Annotated in this window: 24 protein-coding genes; 16 read left to right on the forward strand and 8 right to left on the reverse strand. The window is 68.0% G+C overall.

The window, feature by feature from the left end:
• Positions 1 to 308: 308 nt before the first annotated feature.
• Both BN4346_RS44315 and BN4346_RS49990 read left to right on the forward strand, forming a co-directional pair.
• Positions 309 to 614, forward strand: a complete 306-nt coding sequence (locus BN4346_RS44315; protein ID WP_067976626.1) for a DUF732 domain-containing protein — start codon at positions 309 to 311, stop codon at positions 612 to 614.
• On the forward strand, positions 611 to 904 hold the full coding sequence (locus tag BN4346_RS49990; RefSeq protein ID WP_078058839.1) for a DUF732 domain-containing protein: 294 nt from the start codon (positions 611 to 613) through the stop codon (positions 902 to 904). Before BN4346_RS44315 ends, BN4346_RS49990 begins: the two co-directional genes overlap by 4 nt.
• A 1-nt stretch (position 905) precedes the next feature.
• Here BN4346_RS49990 and BN4346_RS47890 read toward each other — a convergent pair whose 3' ends face one another.
• Positions 906 to 1055 carry a hypothetical protein gene (locus BN4346_RS47890; RefSeq protein WP_154677674.1) on the reverse strand — a complete coding sequence of 50 codons (150 nt, stop codon included), beginning with the start codon at positions 1053 to 1055 and terminating at the stop codon, positions 906 to 908.
• 513 nt (positions 1056 to 1568) lie between these two features.
• Between BN4346_RS47890 and BN4346_RS49260 the strand changes: the two genes are divergently transcribed.
• Together BN4346_RS49260 and BN4346_RS48555 are read left to right on the forward strand one after the other, a co-directional pair.
• The gene (locus tag BN4346_RS49260; protein ID WP_235653825.1) at positions 1569 to 2138 is read left to right on the forward strand and encodes a tyrosine-type recombinase/integrase; all 570 of its coding nucleotides are present in this window, start codon (positions 1569 to 1571) and stop codon (positions 2136 to 2138) included.
• Positions 2092 to 2454 (forward strand): tyrosine-type recombinase/integrase, encoded by a 363-nt coding sequence (locus tag BN4346_RS48555; RefSeq protein WP_407695156.1) that lies wholly within the window; start codon positions 2092 to 2094, stop codon positions 2452 to 2454. The genes BN4346_RS49260 and BN4346_RS48555 overlap by 47 nt, the downstream gene beginning before the upstream one ends.
• Before the next feature lie 2 nt (positions 2455 to 2456).
• Here BN4346_RS48555 and BN4346_RS44335 read toward each other — a convergent pair whose 3' ends face one another.
• The 3 genes from BN4346_RS44335 to BN4346_RS44345 all read right to left on the reverse strand — a co-directional run bounded on the left by BN4346_RS44335 (position 2457) and on the right by BN4346_RS44345 (position 5967).
• Entirely contained in the window at positions 2457 to 3563 is a 1107-nt protein-coding gene (locus BN4346_RS44335) for a DUF4185 domain-containing protein (RefSeq protein ID WP_067976628.1), read from the reverse strand.
• A gap of 91 nt (positions 3564 to 3654) precedes the next feature.
• Positions 3655 to 4701: an aspartate-semialdehyde dehydrogenase gene (locus BN4346_RS44340; RefSeq protein WP_067976629.1), complete on the reverse strand. Its 1047-nt coding sequence runs from the start codon at positions 4699 to 4701 to the stop codon at positions 3655 to 3657.
• Positions 4702 to 5967 (reverse strand): aspartate kinase, encoded by a 1266-nt coding sequence (locus BN4346_RS44345; RefSeq protein WP_067976631.1) that lies wholly within the window; start codon positions 5965 to 5967, stop codon positions 4702 to 4704. It abuts the gene before it with no gap.
• 281 nt (positions 5968 to 6248) lie between these two features.
• Between BN4346_RS44345 and leuA the strand changes: the two genes are divergently transcribed.
• Positions 6249 to 8066, forward strand: coding sequence for a 2-isopropylmalate synthase (leuA, locus tag BN4346_RS44350; RefSeq protein ID WP_067976632.1), 1818 nt, complete (start codon positions 6249 to 6251; stop codon positions 8064 to 8066).
• A 29-nt stretch (positions 8067 to 8095) separates the two neighbouring features.
• Positions 8096 to 9916: a sigma-54-dependent Fis family transcriptional regulator gene (locus tag BN4346_RS44355; protein ID WP_067976634.1), complete on the forward strand. Its 1821-nt coding sequence runs from the start codon at positions 8096 to 8098 to the stop codon at positions 9914 to 9916.
• Between the two features lie 13 nt (positions 9917 to 9929).
• On the opposite strand, the gene BN4346_RS44360 is transcribed toward BN4346_RS44355, so the two are convergent.
• The gene (locus tag BN4346_RS44360; protein ID WP_067976636.1) at positions 9930 to 11045 is read right to left on the reverse strand and encodes an alpha/beta hydrolase fold domain-containing protein; all 1116 of its coding nucleotides are present in this window, start codon (positions 11043 to 11045) and stop codon (positions 9930 to 9932) included.
• Positions 11046 to 11149: 104 nt separating this feature from the next.
• Positions 11150 to 12148 (reverse strand): DEDDh family exonuclease, encoded by a 999-nt coding sequence (locus BN4346_RS44365; RefSeq protein ID WP_067976637.1) that lies wholly within the window; start codon positions 12146 to 12148, stop codon positions 11150 to 11152.
• A gap of 73 nt (positions 12149 to 12221) precedes the next feature.
• Here BN4346_RS44365 and BN4346_RS44370 point away from each other — a divergent pair, with 73 nt between their 5' ends.
• The 7 genes from BN4346_RS44370 (at position 12222) to BN4346_RS44400 (ending at position 18187) form a co-directional block, all read left to right on the forward strand.
• A complete protein-coding gene (locus BN4346_RS44370; RefSeq protein ID WP_067976639.1) occupies positions 12222 to 13343 on the forward strand; it encodes a Mur ligase family protein in 1122 nt (373 codons plus the stop codon).
• Positions 13340 to 14047, forward strand: a complete 708-nt coding sequence (locus tag BN4346_RS44375) for a type 1 glutamine amidotransferase (protein WP_067976640.1) — start codon at positions 13340 to 13342, stop codon at positions 14045 to 14047. The genes BN4346_RS44370 and BN4346_RS44375 overlap by 4 nt, the downstream gene beginning before the upstream one ends.
• 14 nt (positions 14048 to 14061) lie before the next feature.
• Positions 14062 to 15324, forward strand: coding sequence for a PucR family transcriptional regulator (locus tag BN4346_RS44380; protein ID WP_067976642.1), 1263 nt, complete (start codon positions 14062 to 14064; stop codon positions 15322 to 15324).
• Positions 15325 to 15430: 106 nt separating this feature from the next.
• Positions 15431 to 16666: an alkane 1-monooxygenase gene (locus BN4346_RS44385; RefSeq protein ID WP_067976644.1), complete on the forward strand. Its 1236-nt coding sequence runs from the start codon at positions 15431 to 15433 to the stop codon at positions 16664 to 16666.
• Positions 16666 to 16836 carry a rubredoxin gene (locus tag BN4346_RS44390; protein WP_067976646.1) on the forward strand — a complete coding sequence of 57 codons (171 nt, stop codon included), beginning with the start codon at positions 16666 to 16668 and terminating at the stop codon, positions 16834 to 16836. The genes BN4346_RS44385 and BN4346_RS44390 overlap by 1 nt, the downstream gene beginning before the upstream one ends.
• Complete coding sequence (locus BN4346_RS44395; RefSeq protein WP_067976648.1) at positions 16836 to 17018, forward strand: rubredoxin; 183 nt, start codon at positions 16836 to 16838, stop codon at positions 17016 to 17018. The genes BN4346_RS44390 and BN4346_RS44395 overlap by 1 nt, the downstream gene beginning before the upstream one ends.
• Positions 17015 to 18187, forward strand: a complete 1173-nt coding sequence (locus BN4346_RS44400; protein ID WP_078058840.1) for an NAD(P)/FAD-dependent oxidoreductase — start codon at positions 17015 to 17017, stop codon at positions 18185 to 18187. The genes BN4346_RS44395 and BN4346_RS44400 overlap by 4 nt, the downstream gene beginning before the upstream one ends.
• Positions 18188 to 18272: 85 nt before the next feature.
• On the opposite strand, the gene recR is transcribed toward BN4346_RS44400, so the two are convergent.
• Together recR and BN4346_RS44410 are read right to left on the reverse strand one after the other, a co-directional pair.
• Positions 18273 to 18884 carry a recombination mediator RecR gene (recR, locus tag BN4346_RS44405; protein ID WP_067976651.1) on the reverse strand — a complete coding sequence of 204 codons (612 nt, stop codon included), beginning with the start codon at positions 18882 to 18884 and terminating at the stop codon, positions 18273 to 18275.
• Entirely contained in the window at positions 18885 to 19220 is a 336-nt protein-coding gene (locus tag BN4346_RS44410) for a YbaB/EbfC family nucleoid-associated protein (protein ID WP_067976653.1), read from the reverse strand. It lies immediately after the preceding gene.
• 118 nt (positions 19221 to 19338) lie between these two features.
• Here BN4346_RS44410 and BN4346_RS44415 point away from each other — a divergent pair, with 118 nt between their 5' ends.
• The 3 genes from BN4346_RS44415 to BN4346_RS44425 are packed head-to-tail and all read left to right on the forward strand — an operon-like array spanning position 19339 to position 22837.
• Positions 19339 to 20112, forward strand: a complete 774-nt coding sequence (locus tag BN4346_RS44415; RefSeq protein WP_096867742.1) for an Rv3717 family N-acetylmuramoyl-L-alanine amidase — start codon at positions 19339 to 19341, stop codon at positions 20110 to 20112.
• 53 nt (positions 20113 to 20165) lie between these two features.
• Positions 20166 to 21545 carry an FAD-binding oxidoreductase gene (locus BN4346_RS44420; RefSeq protein WP_067976655.1) on the forward strand — a complete coding sequence of 460 codons (1380 nt, stop codon included), beginning with the start codon at positions 20166 to 20168 and terminating at the stop codon, positions 21543 to 21545.
• Positions 21542 to 22837: a class I SAM-dependent methyltransferase gene (locus tag BN4346_RS44425; protein ID WP_067976656.1), complete on the forward strand. Its 1296-nt coding sequence runs from the start codon at positions 21542 to 21544 to the stop codon at positions 22835 to 22837. The genes BN4346_RS44420 and BN4346_RS44425 overlap by 4 nt, the downstream gene beginning before the upstream one ends.
• Positions 22838 to 22895 lie beyond the last annotated feature (58 nt).

A 22895-nucleotide genomic window follows, 5' to 3' on the forward strand; every position in this document is an offset into this window, starting at 1 on the left:
GCGACGACCTTAGCCCCATCGACCACTGCCCTGGTGAAGACGTACTCACTGGCTGAGATGGAGAACTCCGGGCTGTGTCCAAGTTGGACACCCCGGGGGGTGACCCCTCGACCCGCCACAACGCCCACTCGTGGCTTAGGCACATACCCCCCATTCATTTTTTTCCAAACGGGGAGAGATTCATGCCTAAGCCACCAGTAGCGGTAGACCCCCAGGTCGGGGTACCTACCCCAGGGGTCTCGGCTGAATCGCTGCGGTTTGTCGACCGTTGCGGTTAGTGTGCGGGTTCGTCGTCGAAAGGGACTGTGATGATGGGGCGCTTGGCGGCGCTGGCCGCGGTATCGCTGGGGCTAACACTCGGAGCAGAGGGGACGGCGACTGCGGACGACAGGGGTTACCTCGACTGGTTAGCTGCCAACGGGTACACCTACGGGCCGCTTACCGGCACACCATCCACCGCCCTGCTTCAAGGCAATCTGGTCTGCAACAACATCCGTTACAGCGGCGACGCCCGCGCCGGGTTCAACCCGATCTCCAACTCGATCACGCCCGACTACTTGATCGAGGGCGCGCAGCGGGAGTTGTGCCCTGACACCCTCGGGGGTGCGGCATGAGGGCCATCCCGACCGTGAGGCGCGCAGCGGGGATCGGCGCTATCGCAATTGGGCTACTGATCGGAGCCGCGGGAACGGCATCGGCGGACGATCAGGGCTTTCTTCAGCAACTTGGCGACGGGAATCCATTCCGAACTGATGCTGGGCGAATAGCCGCTGGGTATCAGGTCTGCACGATGATCAAGACCGGTACGCCACCACCCGTGATCGCGGCCTCGTACACGTTCGAAGACGGCTGGAGATGGGTCAACGCCGCACAAAACAACCTCTGCCCAGAAACCCTCAAGTAGGTCAGAACAGGTCGTTGCTGCCGAACAATGTTCCGACAGCACTCCACATGGTTTGCAGGGTGCGAACTGCTTGGCCGAGTGGGTCTTCCATGTCTGATCCGGTGCCGATGGTGATGTCGAAGGTCTTGGGTGTGTCTTCGTCGTAGTGCATCCGCACTGCGTTGACTTGATCGGTGTAGAGCAGGCCGTCGATCTCGAACAGTCAGCGGGTGCCCAAGTCGAAGTCGTAGAAGACCTGGTAGGGCCGGCGGTTCCAGATCGACACCTTGAACGACTGATACGGGCGGGTCTTCCAATGCCCCTGGTGCGGGTGGTGAGTGCACTGGAGATGGTGTAGGCGGTTCCGCCGCCCTCTTGGGTGAAGTACTCCAGGTAGCCCATGTCGCCGCTGGAGATTTCGCGTAGCGGGTCGGTGTAGCGCATGAACGCCCACAGCATGTTGTCGAACTCGGACTGATAGGCCGGCGTTGGGACGCGTTGGCGGGCAAGGTATGTCGATGACGACAGCAAGGAGCACGCCAAGAGCTTCACGCGCAAGACCGATGCGCAGGACTGGCTCGATGAGATCACCGCGGCGTTCACCACCGGCACCCACATAGACCCGCAGCGCGGCAAGATCACCTTCGCCTCCTTCTACAAGGCATGGTCGGCCCGCCAGGTCTGGGTGTCGGGCACCCAGCACGCGATGGACCTCGCCGCCAACAACGTGACCTTCAGCAACGTCGCCCTCGGCGACCCGCGGGTGTCCCAGATCGAAGAGTGGGTAAAGCGGATGCAGGACCGCGGTCTGGAGGCCACGACGATCCGCACCCGGTTCTCCAACGTGCGCAGTGTCATTCGGGCCGCGGTGCAGGATCGGGTGGCGCCGCGTGATGTGACCGCCGGGGTGAAGCTGCCCAGGGTCCGCAAGAGTGCGGCGGCGATGAGTATCCCGACTGCCAAGGAGGTCGGCGCGGCGATCCGGGCTACCACCGATATCGAGCCGACGTACGGGGCGTTCATTGCTGTGTGCGCGTTCGCCGGCCTGCGCCGCGGGGAGGCCTCGGCGCTGAAGGTCTCCGATGTCGATTTCATGCGCCGGGAGATCCATGTGCAGCGGCAGGTGCAGTGGACCGATGACGGCCGGATGGAGATCCGCGGGCCCGAAGTACGGATCGGAGCGCACGATCTTCGCGCCGGAGGGTCTGGTGACGATCCTCGCCGAGCACGTCCGGCTGTACCGGGGTGGAGATGACCCTGACAGGTGGTTGTTCCCCAGCGCCCGCGACAAGGCTCTACCGGCGCACGCTGCCACGGTTGGGCGCTGGTGGCGGATCGTCCGCCAGGAGGTCAACATCGACTACCGGCTGCATGATCTGCGGCATTTCTTCGCGTCCGGGTTGATCGCGGCCGGCTGCGACGTGGTGACCGTCCAGCGGGCGCTCGGACATAGCTCGGCATCGGTCACCTTGGACACATACGGGCACCTGTGGCCGGACGCCAACGACCGGACCCGGAATGTTGAGCAGGCGCTTAGAGTTACTGCGGACGCTCTGCGGACGGATGCCTGAAACTAGTCCTCTGACCAGGGCTTGAACGGGTTCACCGCGAACTGGATGACCCGATAGGGCGCGCGGTCGCGCGGCTGGGTGTTCCACTGGCTGACGAACACGCGCAGCTCGTCGAGGGTCGATCCCGGTGAGATGTAGCCGCCGTAGGGCTGAGCCAGCCCGTTGTCGAACGGCGAGGGCAGGGTCTCGACGGGCACCGGCGGATCCGGCCACTCGGTGTGCTGCACCACCGTGGTCACCGGGGCGGTCCCCAACCCAGTCGGTTCGTAGGCCACCCGCACTTCCATGTTCCCGGTGGTGCCGTTGAAGTAAGACAGCACCGGCCTGCCGTCGATCTGGCGCAGGCTGAGCTCACCGATCTGGTCGTTCCACAGCGGCGTGGGCGCATGTCCCCAGCCCGCGCTGGCCGACCAGCCCTGCCAGGCCGATCGGTCGGTGAACTTACCTGGGGCGACCCGATATAGCGTCACCGGTGCGCTGCGGTCAAAGTTGTTGGCCACCAGGTACACCCAGCCCGAGGCCGACTCCGGGGTCGGAATCGGGTCGTAGTAACCGCTGATCTGGGACTGGCCATGGTCCTGGTAGGAGGCAGGCCGTACCGATCCCGGTACCGTCTGCCAACCCGGTTGCGCCGGATCGGCTTTCACCAACCGCGAGGTCTGAGGCACCAGCATCTTGGCGGTGGTCACCATCAGATAGTTGGTCCGGTTGATCGAGACGATCCCGGCCGGCAGCTGCGTACCGCCCGCCGGGGCCGGGTCGGCCAGCAAGGGCTTGCCCACTCCGAGCACCCCGGTGTAACGCACCCCGTCGGAGTCATCGACCGAATCGGGGTCCAGGCGCAACGCGATCGGCGAATGCCAGCCGCCATACCCCACGCCCTGGCCGGCGAAGCTGTCCCCGCAGATCTGCAGCACCGCGCTGGGGAACTCCATGAACTCGCACAGGTCAGTGGCGCCGATACCGTAATCGCCGGTGGGCGTTCCGGTTCCGGCACTGGGGCCGATCCGCACCACTTGGCCTTCGGCCAGCGGCCACAGGATTGGCCGTGGGATGGGCGCGGGCGGCTCGGCGCGAGCCGGCCAGGGTAGCGCCAACAGCAGTGCCATCAACGCCGACCCCGCCGAGCGTGTACTCAGCCCGAGAAATCGCGGTAATTTTCGCGCTGAGTGCACGTTCGGCGCCCGGAGCAGTCGGGGGTCAGGACCCGGAAGATCCGGCCAGCAGCTCGGCGATCTGAATCGTGTTGAGCGCCGCGCCTTTACGCAGGTTGTCCCCGGAGACGAACAGTGCCAGGCCGCGCCCGTCAGGAGCGCCCGGGTCAACCCGGATTCGACCCACCAGCGAATCGTCGGCGCCGGCGGCGGCCAACGGGGTCGGCACGTCGGTCAGCGTCACGCCCGGCGCGTCGGCCAGCAGCTCGGCGGCCCGCTGCGGAGACAGCGGTCGGGCGAACTCGGCGTTGATCGACAGCGAGTGCCCGGTGAACACCGGCACCCGAACGCACGTGCCGCTCACCAAAAGCTCTGGGATGCCGAGGATCTTGCGGCTCTCGAAGCGCAGCTTCTGGTCTTCGTCGGTCTCGCCCGAGCCGTCGTCGACCAGCGAGCCCGCCAGCGCGATCACGTTGAACGCAATGGGTGCGACGTACTTGTCCGGCGCCGGGAACTCGACCGCGCCGCCGTCGTGCACCAGTTGCTCGGCGCCGTCGACGACCGCACGGACCTGCGTCGCCAACTCCTGCACGCCGGCCAGCCCACTACCCGAGACCGCCTGGTAGGTCGAGACGATCAGCCGGGTCAGGCCGGCCTCGTCGTGCAGCGGCTTGAGCACCGGCATCGCCGCCATCGTGGTGCAGTTCGGGTTCGCGATGATGCCCTTGGCCAAACGCTTCCCGCGCACGTCGCGGTCGAAGTTCACCTCCGAGACCACCAGCGGGACATCGGGGTCCTTGCGCCACGCCGACGAGTTGTCGATCACGGTGACCCCGGCGGCGGCGAACCGCGGCGCCTGCACCCGCGACATCGTCGCCCCGGCGGAGAACACCGCGATGTCCAGACCGGACGGGTCGGCGGTCTCGGCGTCCTCGACCTCGATCTCGGCACCGCGGAATCCCAGCTTGCGTCCGGCCGAGCGCGCCGAAGCGAAGAACCGCACCTCGTCGGCGGGGAAGTTGCGCTCCTCCAACAGGGCGCGCATCACTTGGCCGACCTGGCCGGTGGCACCGACCACACCGATGGAAACCATTTAGCGCCCCGTCCCGCCGTAGACCGTGGCCGCCTCGTCGGTGCCGAGACCGAAGGCCTCGTGCAGCGAAACGACGGCCTTGTCCAGATCATCTTCGGCGCACAGCACCGAGATCCGGATCTCGGAGGTGGAGATCAGGTCGATGTTGACCCCGTTGTCGGCCAGCGTCTCGCAGAACGTGGCCGTCACACCCGGGTGGCTGCGCATGCCGGCGCCGATCAGCGACACCTTGCCCACCTTGGCGTCGTAGAGCACCTCGACAAAGCCGATCTCGCCGCGCAGCGATTCCAGCTTGGCCACCGCGGCCTGGCCGTTGTCCCGCGGGCAAGTGAAGGTGATGTCGGTCTTGCCGTCTTCGACCTTCGACACGTTCTGCAACACCATGTCGATGTTGATGTCGGCGTCGGCGACCGCACGGAAGATCTTGGCCGCGTAGCCGGGCAGGTCGGGGATACCGACCACAGTCACCTTGGCTTCGCTGCGGTCGTGCGCGACTCCGGTCAGGATGGCGTCTTCCATGGGGATGTCCTTGATCGATCCGGAAACGATGGTGCCGGGCTTGTCCGAGTAGGAGGACCGGACATGGATGGGCAGGTGGTAGCGGCGGGCATACTCGACGCAGCGCAGCATGAGCACCTTGGCGCCGCATGCGGCCAGTTCGAGCATCTCTTCGAAGGTGACGGTGTCCAGGCGCTTGGCGTTGGGCACGATGCGCGGGTCGGCACTGAAGATGCCGTCGACGTCGGTGTAGATCTCGCAGACGTCGGCTTTCAGCGCCGCGGCCAGTGCGACCGCGGTGGTGTCCGAGCCGCCGCGGCCCAAGGTGGTGACGTCCTTGGTGTCCTGGCTGACGCCCTGGAAGCCGGCCACCAGCACCACCTGGTCTTCGCCGAGTGCGGCCTGCAGCCGACCCGGGGTGACGTCGATGATCTTGGCCTTGCCGTGCGCACCGGTGGTGATGACACCGGCCTGCGATCCGGTGAACGAGCGGGCGTTACAGCCCAACTCCTCGACGGCCATCGCGACCAGGGCATTGGAGATCCGCTCCCCGGCGGTCAGCAACATGTCCAGTTCGCGGGCCGGCGGAGCAGAACAGACCTGCTGCGCCAGGTCCAGAAGATCATCGGTGGTGTCGCCCATCGCGGAGCAGACCACCACGACCTCGTTACCAGCTCTTTTGGTCTCGACGATGCGCTCGGCGACCCGGCGGACCCGGTCGGCGTCGGCCACCGACGATCCGCCGTATTTCTGCACGACGAGCGCCACGGTCGTCCTTTCCGCCGATACGTCTGATTGGGCCTCTACAAGAACCTCAACAAGGATAGGGGAAGGACTTCGCCGGTTCACTCGGCCTCCAGGGCGGCAACGTGCCAGGACGTCCCGCTTTGACCGCAGGATCGGCGTGTAAGCTTCTCCACGTGCAGCGCGCGCTCCTGCTCGGACGCCGCGACGGGGTCTGACCAGGACCGGCTCCCCGTCGCGGGTTTCGCCGATGCGCCGGTTCTTGAGTCCACTGGACAAGTCCCTGACAAGCCGGAGCGAAAATCGTGACCACCTATTCCCAGCCTTCTAGCCCGGACGCCTTCACGTCCACCCGTGCCATCACCACACCCGCCGGGCCGCCCAATCCCGGCCAGCCCGCCTGGAACCCCCAGCGCGGCTCGGCAATGCCGGCCAACCGATACCGCAGCTTCGCCGATGAGGTCGAGAACGTCGCGCTGCCCGACCGCACCTGGCCGGACCGCGTCATCGAACGCGCCCCGCTGTGGTGTGCAGTGGATCTGCGCGACGGCAACCAGGCGCTGATCGACCCGATGAGCCCGGCCCGCAAACGGCGGATGTTCGACCTGCTGGTGGCGATGGGCTACAAGGAGATCGAGGTCGGCTTCCCGTCGGCCAGCCAGACCGACTTCGACTTCGTTCGCGAGATCATCACCGACGGCGCCGTGCCCGACGACGTCACCCTGCAGGTGCTGACCCAATGCCGCGACGAGCTGATCGAGCGCACCTTCGAAGCCTGCGCGGGCGCCAAGAACGTGATCGTGCACTTCTACAACTCCACGTCGATCCTGCAGCGCCGGGTGGTGTTCCGCGCCGACCAGGCGGCGGTGCAGGCCATCGCGGTCGCCGGGGCGCGCAAGTGCCTGGAAGAGCAGGCCAAGTACCCGGGCACCCGGTGGCGCTACCAGTACTCGCCGGAGTCCTACACCGGAACCGAACTGGACTACGCCAAGGCGGTCTGCGACGCGGTCGGCGATGTGATCGCGCCGACGCCGGACAACCCGATCATCTTCAACCTGCCGGCCACCGTGGAGATGGCGACCCCGAACGTCTACGCCGACTCGATCGAGTGGATGAGCCGCAACCTCAAGCGCCGCGACTCGGTGATCCTGAGCCTGCACCCGCACAACGACCGCGGCTCCGCGGTGGCCGCCGCGGAGCTGGGCTATCAGGCCGGGGCCGACCGGATCGAAGGCTGCCTGTTCGGCAACGGTGAGCGCACCGGCAACGTCTGCCTGGTGACGCTGGGCCTGAACCTGTTCTCGCGCGGGGTGGACCCGCAGATCGACTTTTCCAACATCGATGAGATCCGCCGCACCGTCGAGTACTGCAACCAACTGGGCGTTCCCGAGCGTCACCCCTACGGCGGCGACCTGGTCTACACCGCGTTCTCCGGCAGTCACCAAGACGCCATCAACAAGGGCCTGGACCAGATGAAAATCGACGCGGACGCGGCCGACTGCGACGTCGACGACATGCTGTGGCAGGTGCCCTACCTGCCGATCGACCCGCGCGATGTGGGCCGTACCTACGAGGCGGTGATCCGGGTCAACTCGCAGTCCGGCAAGGGCGGCGTGGCGTATGTGATGAAGACCGATCACGGCCTGGTGCTGCCGCGCCGGCTGCAGATCGAGTTCTCGCGGGTGATCCAGCAACTGACCGACGGGGAGGGCGGCGAGGTCACCCCCAAGGAGATGTGGGACGCCTTCGCCGAGGAGTACCTGAACCCGATCCGTCCGCTGGAGCGGATGCATCAGAAGCTGCTGGCTGCCGAGACCGACGACGGCACCGACCGCATCGAGGCCGTCGTCAAGGTCGACGGCGTGGAGACCGAGATCACCGGGGCCGGCAACGGCCCGCTGGCCGCGTTCGTCGACGCACTGAGCCAGGTCGGTGTACAGGTCCATGTGCTGGACTACTCCGAACACGCGATGAGTGCGGGCGAGGAAGCTCAGGCGGCGGCGTACGTGGAGGCACAGGTGGGCGACCGGACTGTGTGGGGCGTCGGGATCGCGCCGTCGATCACCACCGCGTCGTTGCGGGCCGTGGTCTCCGCGGCGAATCGGGCGGCCCGGCTCGGCTAGACCCGACCTAGGGGGGCAGGTATGAGGCGATGTCCGGGGATGACAACCCCCTGCTGAGGGCTGCCGCCGCCCGCATGGCATTCCTGGAACACGGCAGGTCAAGCGTCGCGGGGGTGTCCGACCTGGTTGTCGCTTCGTGGGAGCGCAGCCGGGATGCCGGCGTCGATCTCGTCCGACCCATCAGCACGTTCACCGATGAGATCGACACCGATTCGCTGTTGGCGCGCTGCGCGCGGCCGGTGCTGGAACAGTTGGGGAACGACACCGCCATGGCCGACCCGCCGCTGGCCATCGGATTGACCGACCGCCGGGTGCGCGTGGTCCAACGGATCGACTCCTCATCCGCGGCCACTCGACTGTTCGACCGAGTCCAGTACGCGCCCGGATTCGACTTCTCGGAGGCGGCCGTGGGCACCAACGGCGCCGGAACCGTCTTCGAGTCGGGCCAAGCCGCCAGCATCGTCGGGCCTGAGCATTTCAGCGAAAGCCTGGAGATCTTCGCCGCGAGCGGCGCTCCGATCCTCGACTCGGTGACCGGGCGGGTCGAGGGCGTCGTCGCAATCGCCTCACTCGCCCAAGGGTGGAACCCGGTCATGCACGTCCTGGTCAAGAACGCCGCGAAGGAGATCAGCCGCAACCTGCTGCTCGACCGCAGCCAGACCCAACAGGCCGTCTTCGACGCCTATCTACGCGTCACCGCCCGGTCGGCCCGGGCGGCGGTCTTCGCCTTCGGTGCCGCGCTGTTGATCGCCAGCCCCGCCGCCCAGCAATTGTTCGACGCCGGGGAACAACAGGTACTCCGCGACCACGCGACCTTCCTGTTGGCCCGTAAAGAACGCGCCAGCGACACCCTCGTACTGCCGGGCAGCCAACGCCTCGTGCGGATCCGCGGAACCCGTGTCTTCGCGGGCGCGGAGGTCGCCGGCATGCTGGTGATCGCCGAACCGGCGACATCTCGGAGCGCCGGATCCGCTGGGGAATCCGCCGAGCCGGGGTTGCTGCCGCTCGGGGTGACCGCAGTCTTTGGCTCGCACGAATCGCTGGCCGGCGGGCGCGCGCCGGCGTGGGTGCGAGCATGCGACGAACTGCGGGAGGCGCTGGAGAACAACACGCCGGTGCTCCTGGCCGGCGAGCCCGGAGCGGGCAAGTTCACCCTCGCGACGCAGCTTTTTCAGTCGGCCTATCCCGGCGCTCGCAGCGTCACGGTCGACGCCGAACAACTCGCGGCGCTCGGCACGGCGAGCCCGGTGCCCAGCGGTCCGGGCGAACCCACTCTGCATATCGCGCGTGACCTGGATCAGGCCGGCCCGGCCGGCATCGCAGCGCTGAACGCATATTTCACCGCGGCAGAATCACTCGATTCGCCCGGATGGATGGTCGCCACGGTGGCGCAGGACCCGTCCGGCTCGACACCGGAGTTCGGTGAGCTGCTGGGCCATTTTGATACCGCGATCACGGTGCCGCCGCTGCGATATCGCACCGATGATCTGCCGGGCATCACCGCCGCACTGCTGCGCGGGATCGCACCCGAACGCAAGGTGCGGCTCAGTCCGGCGGCGCACCGGCTCATCGGCCGATATTCGTGGCCGGGCAACATCGCTCAACTGCGGGAAGCCCTGGTGCATGCCCTTCGTCAACGCCAGATCGGTGAGATCACCGACACCGACCTGCCCGGGTACTGCCAAAGCGTCGCCCGCCGCGCCCTGACCCAGCTCGAAGTCATCGAACGCGACGCCATTGTCGCGGCACTGAACCAGGCGGACGGCAGCCGGGTAGCGGCCGCGGCGCACCTTGGTATGTCGCGTTCAAGCCTGTACCGGAAGTTGAAGACCTACGGCATCACCACCTAACTCTCCGAGACGGTCATAGCGGAAGTTCCACCACGAGGTTCTCGACTGCGCCGGGGACGGTCACCCAATCAGTCACTTCACGGATGTACGCGCCGATCTGGCGCAGCGAGCGGGTGGCCTCCGGCACCACCGGGCCGGCGATCTGGAACACGTGCATCTGGCCTGGCCACACCCGCAGCTGGACCGGAACGCCGACACCGGCCAGGCTATGCGCAACCAGCTTGGCGTCCTGCAACATGGCCTCGGCGCCGGAGACGTGGATCAGGGTGGGACACATCCCGGATTCGATGTGGTCCAGTGGTTCGAAGACCTCCTCCGGGACGCCGTCGGCGCTGCGGCGCTCGGCGGCGTGAGTGATCAGCTCGACCAGCGCGTCGAAGGCCTTGGCCGGGAACATCGCATCAGTGCCGCTGTTGGAGTGCGTACCCCGAGATGCCTTGGCGATCTGGGTCAGCGGCGACATGCAGACCAGGGCCGCGGGCTGTTCCGCTTCATCAAGGAGCCGTACCGCCAGCGCCAGCGCCAGGTAACCTCCGGCGGAGTCACCGGCCAGCACGATCTGGTCCGGCGCATACCCCTGGCCACGCAGCCACTGGTATCCGTCGTAGCAGTCGTCGATCGCGGCGCCGACCGAGTGTTTCGGGATCGTCCGGTAATTGACCACCAATGCCGGGCTGTCCGCGTACTTCGACAGCGTGGTGACCAGCCGGTCATGGGTGTTGGCTCCACCCATCAAGAAAGCGCCGCCGTGCAGGTACAACACGACGCGCCGGGTGCCGTCCGCGGGCAGCACACCGGCGGCGCGGACCAACCGTGCCGTGCAGCGCGGCAACCGAACCGTGCGGTGAACGCTGCCCGGGGCGGAGGGGACGACCCGGGCAGCGTGGTCCACCAGGCCCCATGGCCACGGCGCCTTCGGCAGCTGACTGCCGATCGCCAGGATGGGGCGAATGCTGAGCCGGGCAGCGAGCCCGGCAAGTTGGCCGGCGAGGCTTGGTCCGTTCTCCACAACCTCGTCAAGCATCGCGGAATCCCGCCGGTGAGCGGGGTTCGACGCGCTCCGGCGAGCCCGCCCTGCCAGCGGGGTCACTTCGGCGGGTGTCCGGTCTTCGCGCACAGCGGTGGTCATCGCTGTCCCGCCGACCCCAAATGTTTCGTCACGGTTAACAGCATGACGGCTTCCGTTCACCTGTCCGTGTCCCAAATTGGGACATTCCGCGTCGCGGCGACGCGTTAAAACAGCGAGATCTGCTCGCCGGCCGACGCGGTGTCGACGAACTCCTCGATGTCGGTGCCTCCGACGACCCCGCCCACCCGGTCAACGCACGCCATGAAGTCATGGTCGGAGACCGTCGGCACACCCAGCTCGCGAGCCAGGTAGCCCTTGCCCTGCTCGGGGCGGTCCGCATTGCAGATCACCAGCGAGGTGTTGGTGTCGACGACGTCACTGTAGGCCAGTCCGGCGTGCAGGATGCGTTCGACGAGCTCTTCATGGGTGCGGGTGCACTCTGCCGACAGCGCCACCCGCATGCCCTGCACCAACGGACGTCCCCGCATGTAGCGGCCCGGATTGAGGTAGGCGCACGGCATCCGCGACGCCAGCGCCTTCAGCGGCCGTAGTTCCTCGTGGGTGATCCGGCCGTTGGGCCAGCGGCGCCGGGTCACCGGCCGCACCGGCAACCACACGTCACGCTCCCGGGCCCGCTGCAGGGCAGGCTGCAGCACCCCGGCCAGCACCCGAGCGTCATCGAGTGCGTCGTGCGCCCGAGTCTGAACGACGCCCCAATGCGCGGCCAGCGTCTGCAACCGCAGGTTGGGCAGGCCCAGGTCCAACCGTCGCGCAAGTTCCAGGGTGCACATCACCGAATCGACGGGCAGCACGGCACCGGCCATCTCCGCTTCGGCGGCCAGGAACGTGTAATCGAACGCCACGTTGTGGGCCACCAGGGTGCGCCCCGGCAACAGTGCGACAACCTCGTCGACGACATCGGCGAACTGCGGTTGTCCGGCCAGCATCTCGGCGGTGAGCCCGTGCACATGAGTGGGGCCCGGGTCGGTGCCCGGGTTGACCAGGTGCGACACCGACTGCTCTACCCGACCATCGGAGTCGAGTGCCAGCGCGGCGACGCTGAGCACCCGCGCCTGCCCGGGCCGAAACCCCGACGTCTCCACATCGACCACGACCCAGCCGTCGCCGGGTTCGCGGGCCGGGCGGCCCCACCGAGCACTCATGTGACGAGGATGGCACGCGCCGCCGACGAACTCCGGACGCCGCCCAGCCGTGTCGTCAACTTAAACTCACGCCATGATCACCGCCCGTGGACGCCTGGCGCTGGCCGCCGGTGCCAGTGCCCGGTGGGCTTCGCGGGTGACCGGCCGCGGCGCCGGCGCGATGATCGGCGGTCTGATCGCGATGACCCTCGACAGATCCATCCTGCGTCAGCTCGGCGCGGGACGGCGCACCGCCATCGTCACGGGCACCAACGGCAAATCGACCACCACCCGCATGCTCGCGGCCGCGCTGCACGACCTGGGCGCGGTGGCCACCAACTCCGAGGGCGCCAACATGGACGCCGGGCTGGTGGCGGCGCTGGCCGCCGACCGGACCGCCGGGTTGGCGGCCCTGGAAGTCGACGAGATGCATGTCCCGCACGTCGCCGATGCGGTATCGCCGGCCGTGGTGGTGCTGCTCAACCTGTCCCGGGACCAGCTGGACCGGGTCGGCGAAATCAATGCCGTGGAGCGCGCGCTGCGCACCGGCCTGGCCCGTCATCCGCAGACCGTGGTGGTCGCCAACTGCGACGACGTACTGATGACCTCGGCCGCCTACGACTGTCCCAACGTGGTCTGGGTGGCCGCCGGCGGCGGCTGGTCGGGCGACTCGGTCAGTTGCCCGCGCAGCGGCGAGGTGATCGACCGCCACGAGGGCCACTGGCGCTCCACCGGTAGCGAGTTCAGCCGGCCCGCCCCGCAGTGGTGGTTCGACGACGACGCGCTGTACGGGCCGGACGGTCTGGTGCTGCCGATGCAGCTGGCACTGCCCGGCACCGTCAACCGCGGCACCAGCGTGCAGGTGGGCGATCACACGGTGCGGATGCTGCTGGCCAAGAACCCGGCCGGCTGGCAGGAAGCACTGTCGATGGTCGACAAGCACGCCGCAGGCGTGGTGATCGCCGTCAACGGGCAGGTGCCCGACGGCGAAGACCTGTCCTGGCTGTGGGACGTGCGCTTCGAGCATTTCGAGGACACCGCCGTGGTGGCCGCCGGCGAGCGCGGCACCGACCTGGCGGTGCGGCTGGGCTACGCCGGCGTCGAGCACACCCTGGTGCACGACACCCTGGAGGCGATCGGGTCCTGCCCGCCCGGGCGGGTCGAGGTGGTCGCCAACTACACCGCGTTCCTGGCGCTGCAGCGGAGGTTGGCATGACCGTACGGATCGGGCTGGTGCTGCCCGACGTGATGGGCACCTATGGTGACGGCGGCAACGCGGTGGTGCTGCGGCAGCGACTGCTGCTGCGCGGGATTGCCGCCGAGATCGTCGAGATCACCCTGGCCGAACCGGTGCCCGAGTCCTTGGACCTCTACACCCTGGGCGGCGCCGAGGACTACGCCCAGCGACTGGCCACCCGGCACCTGATCACCCACCCGGGTTTGCAGCGCGCGGCCGAGCGCGGAGCCCCCGTGCTGGCGATCTGCGCGGCCATCCAGGTGCTCGGGCAGTGGTATGAGACCTCCGCCGGCGAGCGCGTCGAGGGGGTCGGGTTGCTGGACGTGACGACCTCGCCGCAGGAGTCGCGCACCATCGGCGAGGTGGTCGCCACGCCGCTGCTGGCGGGGCTGTCGGCGCCGCTGACGGGCTTCGAGAACCACCGCGGCGGCACCGTGCTGGGACCGGATGCCGCGCCGCTGAGCGCGGTCACCCAGGGCGCCGGCAACAAGGCCGGCGACGGGTTCGACGGCGCGGTGCAGGGCAGCGTCGTCGCCACCTATCTGCACGGGCCGTGCCTGGCCCGCAACCCGGAGCTGGCCGATCTGCTGCTGTCGAAGGTGGTCGGCGACCTGGCGCCCCTGGAGTTGCCGGAAGTGGATATGTTGCGCCGCGAAAGACTGGCTGCGCCCCGGCGAGTCTGACTACGTTTGCGACCATGACCGATCAGAGCGACGTTGCCCAAGCCGCGATCGGGATCTCGCAACGGCTCTACGATCGCCTGGCCGAGACCATCGGGGTCATCGAGGATCTGGTCGCCAAGGAATCGCCGGACCTGACCAGCGATTCGTCGCTGCTGCAGCTGCTGCACGAGACCGTGTCGGCGAACGTCGAGACGTACTTCTCGGCGATCCGCCACAACATTCCGGTGGCTGACATCGCCGCACCGCCGGTCGCCCTGGAACATGCCCGCCGGCTGGCGCAGCGCGGGGTGCCGGTCAACGCATTGGTGCGCGGCTACCGGCTGGGCCACTCGGTGGCGCTGCAGCTGGTGCTGGCGGAGATCCGTTCGGCGCAGCTGGAACCCGACCTGGCCCTGCGCGTGCTCGGCACCATGTCGGAACTCATGTTCGGCTATATCGACGAGATGTCGCAGCAGGTGTCGACCGTCTACCAGGCCGAGCGGGAACGCTGGCTGGAAAGTCGAAATGCGGTGCGCGCGTTGCGGGTCCGCGACATCCTTGCCGACGAGAGCCTGGACGTCGACGCGATGACGACCGCGATCCGCTACCCGCTGCGGCGAACCCACGCCGGGATCGTGGTGTGGTATCCCGATTCGGCCGGCGACCGGCTGGCCGCCGCGGAAGGTTTCGTCAAGCAGCTCGCCGAGACGCTGCCGGTGCACGGGGCGCCACTGTTCGTCCCGGCCGACAGCACCACCGGGTGGGCGTGGCTTCCGCTGCCCTCGGGCGCCGGGGACGATGTGGTGGAACAGATCCGAGCCTGCGCGCTCACCGCGGACGACAAGCCGTGGGTGGCGATCGGTGATCCGCTCCCCGGCGTCGAGGGCTTCCGCCGATCGCATCAGCAGGCGCTGGCGGCGCACACCCTGGCGGTCGCCTCCGGCTCGGTGCGGGTCAGCGCGGCCAGCGACCCCGGCCTGTCGGCGGCGGCACTGCTCGGCGCCGAGAACCTGTCCGCCGCGCGGACCTGGGTCGCCGAGGTGCTCGGCCCACTGGCCTGCGCGACCGACAGCGACGGCCGGCTGCGCGACACCCTGCGGGTGTTCCTGCGGACCGGATCGAGCTTCAAGGCGGCCGGCGAGCAACTGCACTTTCACGTCAACACGATGAAGTACCGGGTGCAGCGGGCGATCGAACGCCGCGGCCGCCCGATCGCCGACGATCGCCTGGACGTGGAGATCGCCCTGCTGCTGTGTCAGTGGTACGGCGCTGCCGTGTTGTCTTCGCAGGACGAATAGCCGGCCGAATTCCGGCCGCGCGGGACGAGCGGCGAGGCCGCGGCGCTCCCTAACGTCAGGCACATCCGAAAACACATGGTGTGACCAAGACGAGGGGTTAAATGCAATGAGCACCGAGATGGCCAGCGAACCGAAACTCTGGCAGGACAAGAAACGTCACCTATGGCTGCTGGGCCTGATCGTGCCCACCATGCTGTTCCTGGTACTGCCGCTGGTCTGGGCACTGAACAAGGCCGAACTGCACACCGCGGCGCAACTGCCGCTGTACATCGGGCCGATCCTGCTCTACGTGCTGCTGCCGGCACTGGACCTCTGGATCGGCGCCGACGGGCAGAACCCGCCGGATGAGGTGATGGCGGCACTGGAGAACGACAAGTACTACCGCTACGCCACCTACGCCTACATTCCCTTCCAGTACGCCAGCGCGATTTTCGGCGCCTACCTGTTCACCGCCTCGGACCTGGGCTGGCTCGGGTTCGACGGTTCGCTGGGCTGGCTGGGCAAGATCGGGGTGGCACTGACCACCGCGACCGTGGCCGGGGTCGGCATCAACACCGCCCACGAGCTGGGCCACAAGCGGGAGTCGCTGGAGCGGTGGCTGGCCAAGATCACCCTGGCCCAGGTCTGCTACGGCCACTTCTACGTCGAGCACAACCGCGGCCACCACGTCCGGGTGGCCACCCCCGAGGACCCGGCGTCGGCCCGCTTCGGCGAGACGTTCTGGGAGTTCCTGCCGCGCAGCACTTTCGGCGGTATCCGATCGGCGTGGGAGCTGGAGTCCCAGCGGGTCCGCCGGACCGGCAAGAGCCCGTGGAACCCGCGGACGTGGGCGGACAACGACGTGGTCAACGCGTTGGCGATGTCGGTGTTGTTCTGGGGCGTGATGATCGCGGTGTTCGGGGTCGCGCTGCTGCCCTACGTGTTGATCAACGCCATCTACGGATCGTCGCTGCTGGAGTCGGTGAACTACCTGGAGCACTACGGGCTGGTCCGCCAGAAGCAGGGCGGTGAGGGTTCGCAAGGCCGCTACGAGCGCTGCACACCGCAGCACAGCTGGAACTCCGACCACATGGTCACCAACCTGTTCCTCTACCACCTGCAGCGGCACAGCGACCACCACGCCAACCCCACCCGGCGCTACCAGACGCTGCGCAGCTTCGAGGACTCGCCGAACCTGCCGGCCGGCTACGGCGCCCTGATCGGGGTGACCTACTTCCCGACGGTGTGGCGCAAGCTGATGGACCACCGGGTGCTCGAGCACTACGCCGGTGACATCACCCGGGCCAACATCTCGCCGCGCCGCCGGGAGAAGATCCTGGCCCGCTACCAGGCGGCGGCCTGATGGCCGGGTACGGGTGCCCGGGCTGCGGGTACGTCTACGACGAGGCCACCGGGGAGCCCCGAGAGGGGTTCAGCGCCGGCACCCTCTGGCAGCAGATCCCCGACGACTGGACCTGCCCGGACTGTGCGGTCCGCGAAAAGCTGGATTTTCAACCGACAGGAGCGAACTGATGAACGACTACAAACTGTTCCGGTGCCTGCAGTGCGGCTTCGAATACGACGAGGCGCTGGGTTGGCCGGAGGACGGCATCGAGCCCGGCACCCGCTGGGCCGACATCGGTGAGGACTGGAGCTGCCCGGACTGCGGCGCCGCGAAAGCCGACTTCGAGATGGTGGAAGTGGTCCGGCCGTGAGCGGAGTGCTCATCGTCGGGGCGGGCCTGGCCGCGGTGCGCACCGCCGAACAGCTCCGCCGCAACGGCTACACCGATCCGATCACCGTCGTCGGCGCCGAAGCGCACCCGCCCTACGATCGCCCGCCGCTGTCCAAGCAGATGCTGCGCGGTGAGGTCGAGAGCGTGGCACTCAAGCCGGCCGGGTTCTACGAGGACAACCAGATCATCTTGCGCCTCGGCTGCCCCGCCCGCACCGTCGATGTGGCGGGCCACCGTGTGGAGTTGGCCGACGGACAGGTGCTCGGCTACGACCAGCTGGTGATCGCCACCGGCCTGGTGCCCAATCGCATCGCGGCGTTCGGTGACCTGGACGGCATCTGCGTGCTGCGCTCGCTCGACGACTGTGTGGCCCTTCGCGATCGGGCGGCGACCGCACGCCGCGCGGTGGTGATCGGCGCCGGTTTCATCGGCTGCGAGGTCACCGCCAGTCTGCGCGGCATGGGCGTGCAGGTGGTGCTGGTGGAGCCGCAGACCGCACCCCTGGCCGGCGTGCTGGGCGAGCAGGCCGGGGTCTTGATCGCCCGGCTGCACCGCGATGAGGACGTCGACGTGCGCACCGGCGTGACGGTGGACTCGGTCTCCGGCGGCGAATGCGTCGAGTCGGTGACGCTGTCCGACGGGTCGGTCATCGAGGCCGACCTCGTGGTGGTTGGGATCGGGTCGCGCCCGGCCAGCGACTGGCTGACCGGCAGCGACATCGACGTGGCAGACGGCGTCGTCTGCGACGCGGTCGGACGTACCAGCGCCCCCGATGTGTGGGCGATCGGCGATGTGGCGTCCTGGCGCGACGGCGGCGGGGCCCAGATCCGGGTCGAGCACTGGAGCAACGTTGCCGATCAGGCGAAGACCCTGGTGGCGGCGATGCTGAACCTGGAGGCGGTGGCGAGCCCGGGCGTGCCCTATTTCTGGAGCGACCAGTACGACGTCAAGATTCAGTGCCTAGGCCGGCCGCGGGCCGGCGACACCGTGCACCTGGTCGAGGATGACGGCCGCCGGTTCCTGGCCTACTACGAGCGTGACGGGGTCCTGGTCGGCGTGGTGGGCGCGGGCATCCCGGAAAAGGTGCGGACGGCCCGTGCCGGGATCGCCGCCGGGGTGGCGATCGCCGAGGTGCTGCAACCGGTCTAGGGGCAGCGGTGTGCCGCGAGATTGCATTCACGCAGGAAAAGTTCGAGAAGACACCTGCGTGAGTGCGATCTCGCGGGGAAAGAAATCAGGCCATGGCGCGGCGGCCGGTAAAGGCCCGGCCTAACGTCAGCTCGTCGGCGAATTCCAGGTCACCGCCCATCGGCAAACCGGACGCCAGGCGCGTGACGCTGAGCCCGGGAATGTCGCGCAGCACCCGCACCAAGTAGGTGGCGGTGGCCTCACCCTCGGTGTTGGGGTCGGTGGCGATGATCACCTCACTGACGTCAACCCCATCGATCCGCTCCCCGACCCGATTCAGCAGCTCACGCACCCGCAGTTGCTCGGGGCCGATCCCCGACAGCGGATCCAGCGCGCCACCGAGCACGTGGTAGCGGCCGTGGAACTCCCGGGTGCGCTCGATGGCCGCGACGTCCTTGGGCTCCTCGACAACACAGATCTGGGCGAAGTCGCGGCGCGCATCACCGCAGATCCGGCAGCGCTGCGCGTCGGAGACGTTGCCGCACACCTCGCAGAACCGCACCCCATCGCGGACCTTGGTGAGCACCGCGGTGAGCCGGTCGATCTCCGGCGGCTCCACCGACAGCAAATGAAACGCGATCCGCTGGGCGCTCTTGGGGCCGATACCCGGCAGCTTGCCCAGCTCGTCGATCAGGTCCTGAACCGGACCCTCAAACACCTAGGCTCCCGGCATGCCGAGCGCGCCGCCCATGCCGCCGGCCAGCGGCGACAGCCGCTGCTGGGCCAGCGTGTGCGCCTTCTTCGAGGCGTCCGCGAGCGCTCCCACGAGCAGGTCCTGCAGGGTCTCGATGTCGGATGGGTCGACGACCTTCGGGTCGATCTGCACCGCGAGCACCTCGCCGCTGCCGTTGGAGGTGACCTTGACCAGGCCTCCGCCGGCCTCCCCGTGCACCTCGGTGACGGCCAGCTCCTGCTGCGCCTGCAGCAGTCGCTGCTGCATCTGCTGAGCCTGGGCCAGCAGCGCCGACATGTCGGGCGGGCCTCCTGGTTGCATGACACTCCCCTTGCGTTGTCGTGTGCGTGGTCTCGACTGGGTTGCGGCTTGGTTTCAGCTCCGAGACCCGGTGCGTGTGAGATTTCCAGCGTAGTCGGCCCCGGCCTACGTTGGCGGCGTGCGCGTACCAGTTCTTGTCCGTGTCGGTATCGCGATCACCACCGCCCTGGTGGTGGCCGCCGCGATACCGAGCGCCCCGCTGACTCCCTTGGCTTCGGCCGCCCCCGCCAACATCGCCGGCATGATCGTGTTCCTCGACCCCGGACACAGCGGCGCGGGCGACCCCACCGCCCTGTCACGTCAGGTGCCCAACGGCCGCGGCGGCACCAAAAACTGCCAGACCAGCGGCACCGCGACCAACTCCGGCTACCCCGAGCACAGCTTCGCCTGGGACACCACGCTGCGGATCCGCCAAGCCCTCAACTCCGCCGGGGTCCGCACCGCCATGTCCAGAGGCGACGACAACGGGCCGGCCCCGTGCATCGACGCCCGCGCCGCGGCGGCCAATGCACTGCACCCCAACGCCATCGTGTCCATTCACGCCGACGGCGGCCAGCCCGCCGGCCGCGGATTCCACGTCAACTACTCCGCACCTCCGCTGAACCCGGCCCAGGAGGGCCCGGCAGTACGGTTCGCCCAGGTCATGCGTAGCCAGTTGCAGGCCGCGGGCATTCCCCCGGCCAACTACATCGGCACCGACGGCTTGAAGGGGCGCGCCGACCTTGCCGGGCTCAACCTGGCCGAATACCCGTCGGTCCTGGTCGAGCTGGGCAATATGAAAAACACCACCGACGCAGCCCTGATGGAGAGTCCGGCGGGCCGCCAGCGCTACGCCGACGCGGTAGCGCGCGGCATCGCCAGTTTCCTGAGCAGTCAAACCCAGCTGCCCTGACGCGCTGCGCCGTTGCGTGCAGATCCGCCGATCCACCGTTAGCGTGGGAGGTGATGTCCGTTCGGCCGGCCGATATACCGACATCCCACAAGCGGGGGGTGCAGCGCCTGCTGGACAGCTACCGGAACATCCCCGCCGACGAATCGATCCGGCTGGCCAAACCCACCTCCAACCTGTTTCGGGCGCGCGCCAAGCGCCAGGCACCCGGCCTGGACACCTCGGGCCTGGTGAGCGTCATCGCCATCGACCCGGAGAACCGCACCGCCGACGTCGACGGCATGTGCACCTACGAGGCCCTGGTCGCCGCCACCCTCCCGTACGGTCTGGCGCCGTTGGTGGTCCCGCAGCTCAAGACGATCACGGTGGGTGGTGCGGTCAGCGGCCTGGGAATCGAGTCGGCGTCGTTCCGCAATGGGCTTCCCCACGAGTCGGTGCTGGAGATGGACGTGCTCACCGGCAGTGGCGAACTGCTGACGGTATCGCGCGACCAGCATGAGGATCTGTTCCACGCGTTTCCGAATTCCTATGGCACGCTGGGATATGCGACGCGACTGCGAATCGAGCTGGAAGCCGTCAAGCCCTTCGTGGCGTTGCGGCACGTCCGCTTCGATTCCCTCGACGAGCTGGTGTCGACGATGGATCGCATCATCGACACCGGCGGGCTTGAAGGCGTCCCGGTGGACTACCTCGACGGGGTGGTGTTCAGCCCCCGGGAGAGCTACCTGTGTGTCGGTATCGCGACCGATTCTCCCGGCGCCGTCAGCGACTACACCGGCCAGCAGATCTACTACCGCTCGATCCGGCATGCCCACGGGATCAAAGACGACCGGCTGACCATCCACGACTACCTATGGCGCTGGGACACCGACTGGTTCTGGTGTTCGCGCGCGTTCGGGGCGCAGCGGCCCCAGGTGCGGCGGTGGTGGCCGCGGCGCTATCGGCGCAGCAGTGTCTATTCGAAGCTGATCGCCTACGACCAGCGCTTCGCCATCGCCGACCGGATCGAGAAGCGGAATCACCGCCCACCACGTGAGCGCGTGGTGCAGGACATCGAGGTCCCGCTGGAGCGGTGCGGGGAATTCTTGGACTGGTTCTTCGCCCACGTGCCGATCGAGCCGGTGTGGTTATGCCCGCTGCGGCTGCGCGGCGACGAGGAGTGGCCGCTGTACCCCATCCGGCCGAATCGCACCTACGTCAACGTCGGGTTCTGGTCGTCGGTCCCGGCCGGCGCCACCGAGGGAGCCACCAATCGCCTGATCGAGGCCGAGGTCAGCGAACTCGACGGCCACAAGTCGCTGTACTCCGACTCCTATTACACGGCCGCGGAGTTTGACGACCTCTACGGCGGTGAAACCTACCGGCGGATCAAGAAGACTTACGACCCCGACTCGCGGCTACTAGACCTCTACGCCAAGGCGGTGCGACGACGATGACCACCTACAAGGTGCAGACCCACACCGGCAGGCTGAGCCTGGCCCAGGTGTTGGAGACCCTGGCCACTGACGGTCATCTGCCGCTGCGCTTCACCGCCTATGACGGCAGCAGCACCGGCCCCGACGACGCGCCCCTGGGCCTGGACCTGCTGACCCCGCGCGGCACCACCTATCTGGCCACCGCTCCGGGTGACTTGGGGATGGCCCGCGCCTACATCTCCGGCGACCTGGGGCTGCACGGCGTGCACCCAGGCGATCCCTATCGGCTACTCAAAGCCCTTGCCGACGAGCTGCACTTCAAGCGGCCCTCACCGCGGGTGCTGGCCAACATCGTGCGCTCGATCGGGTTCGAGCATCTGGTGCCGATCGCCCCGCCGCCCCAAGAGGCCCTGCCCCGGTGGCGGCGCGTCGCGGAAGGACTGCGGCACAGCAAGTCTCGGGATGCCGAGGCGATTCACCACCACTACGACGTGTCCAACGACTTCTACGAGTGGGTGCTGGGGCCGTCGATGACTTACACCTGCGCGGTGTACCCATCTCCGGATGCGACGCTGGAGCAGGCCCAGGAGAACAAGTACCGGCTGATCTTCGACAAGCTACGCCTAGAACCCGGTGACCGGCTGCTCGACGTGGGCTGCGGCTGGGGTGGCATGGTGCGCTACGCGGCCCGACACGGGGTGCGCGCCATCGGTGCGACGCTGTCAGCCGAGCAGGCCCAGTGGGCACAGCGCGTGATCGCCGACGCCGGCCTGGCCGACCGGGCCGAGGTGCGGCACTGCGATTACCGCGACGTCGGCGAATCCGGATTCGAGGCGGTCTCCTCGATCGGGATGACCGAACACATCGGCGTGGCCAACTCCCCCGCCTATTTCGATTTCCTCAAGTCCAAGCTGCGTCCCGGCGGCCTGCTGCTCAACCACTGCATCACCCGGGCGGACAACAAATCCAGTGCGACCGCCGGCGATTTCATCGACCGCTATGTGTTCCCGGACGGGGAGCTGGCCGGATCGGGCCGCATCATCAGCGAGATCCAGGACGCCGGCCTGGAGGTGCTGCACACCGAGAACCTGCGCAACCACTACGAACTGACCCTGCGCGATTGGTGCGCCAACCTGGTGGCGCGCTGGGACGAGGCCGTCGCCGAGGTCGGGCTGGCCACCGCCAAGGTGTGGGGCCTGTACATGGCCGGTTCCCGATTGGGCTTCGAGCACAACGCGATTCAGCTCCATCATGCGCTGGCAGTCAACGGCGGCGGGGCCGGGCTGCCGCTGCGGCCGTGGTGGCGGCCTTAGCGGCGATCGCAAGCGCGGCGAAGCCGGGCGCCGCGGGTCGCCGCAATCGGCCCTAGCG

This window comes from Mycolicibacter icosiumassiliensis (assembly GCF_900078685.2).
GTDB classification, from domain to species: domain Bacteria; phylum Actinomycetota; class Actinomycetes; order Mycobacteriales; family Mycobacteriaceae; genus Mycobacterium; species Mycobacterium icosiumassiliensis.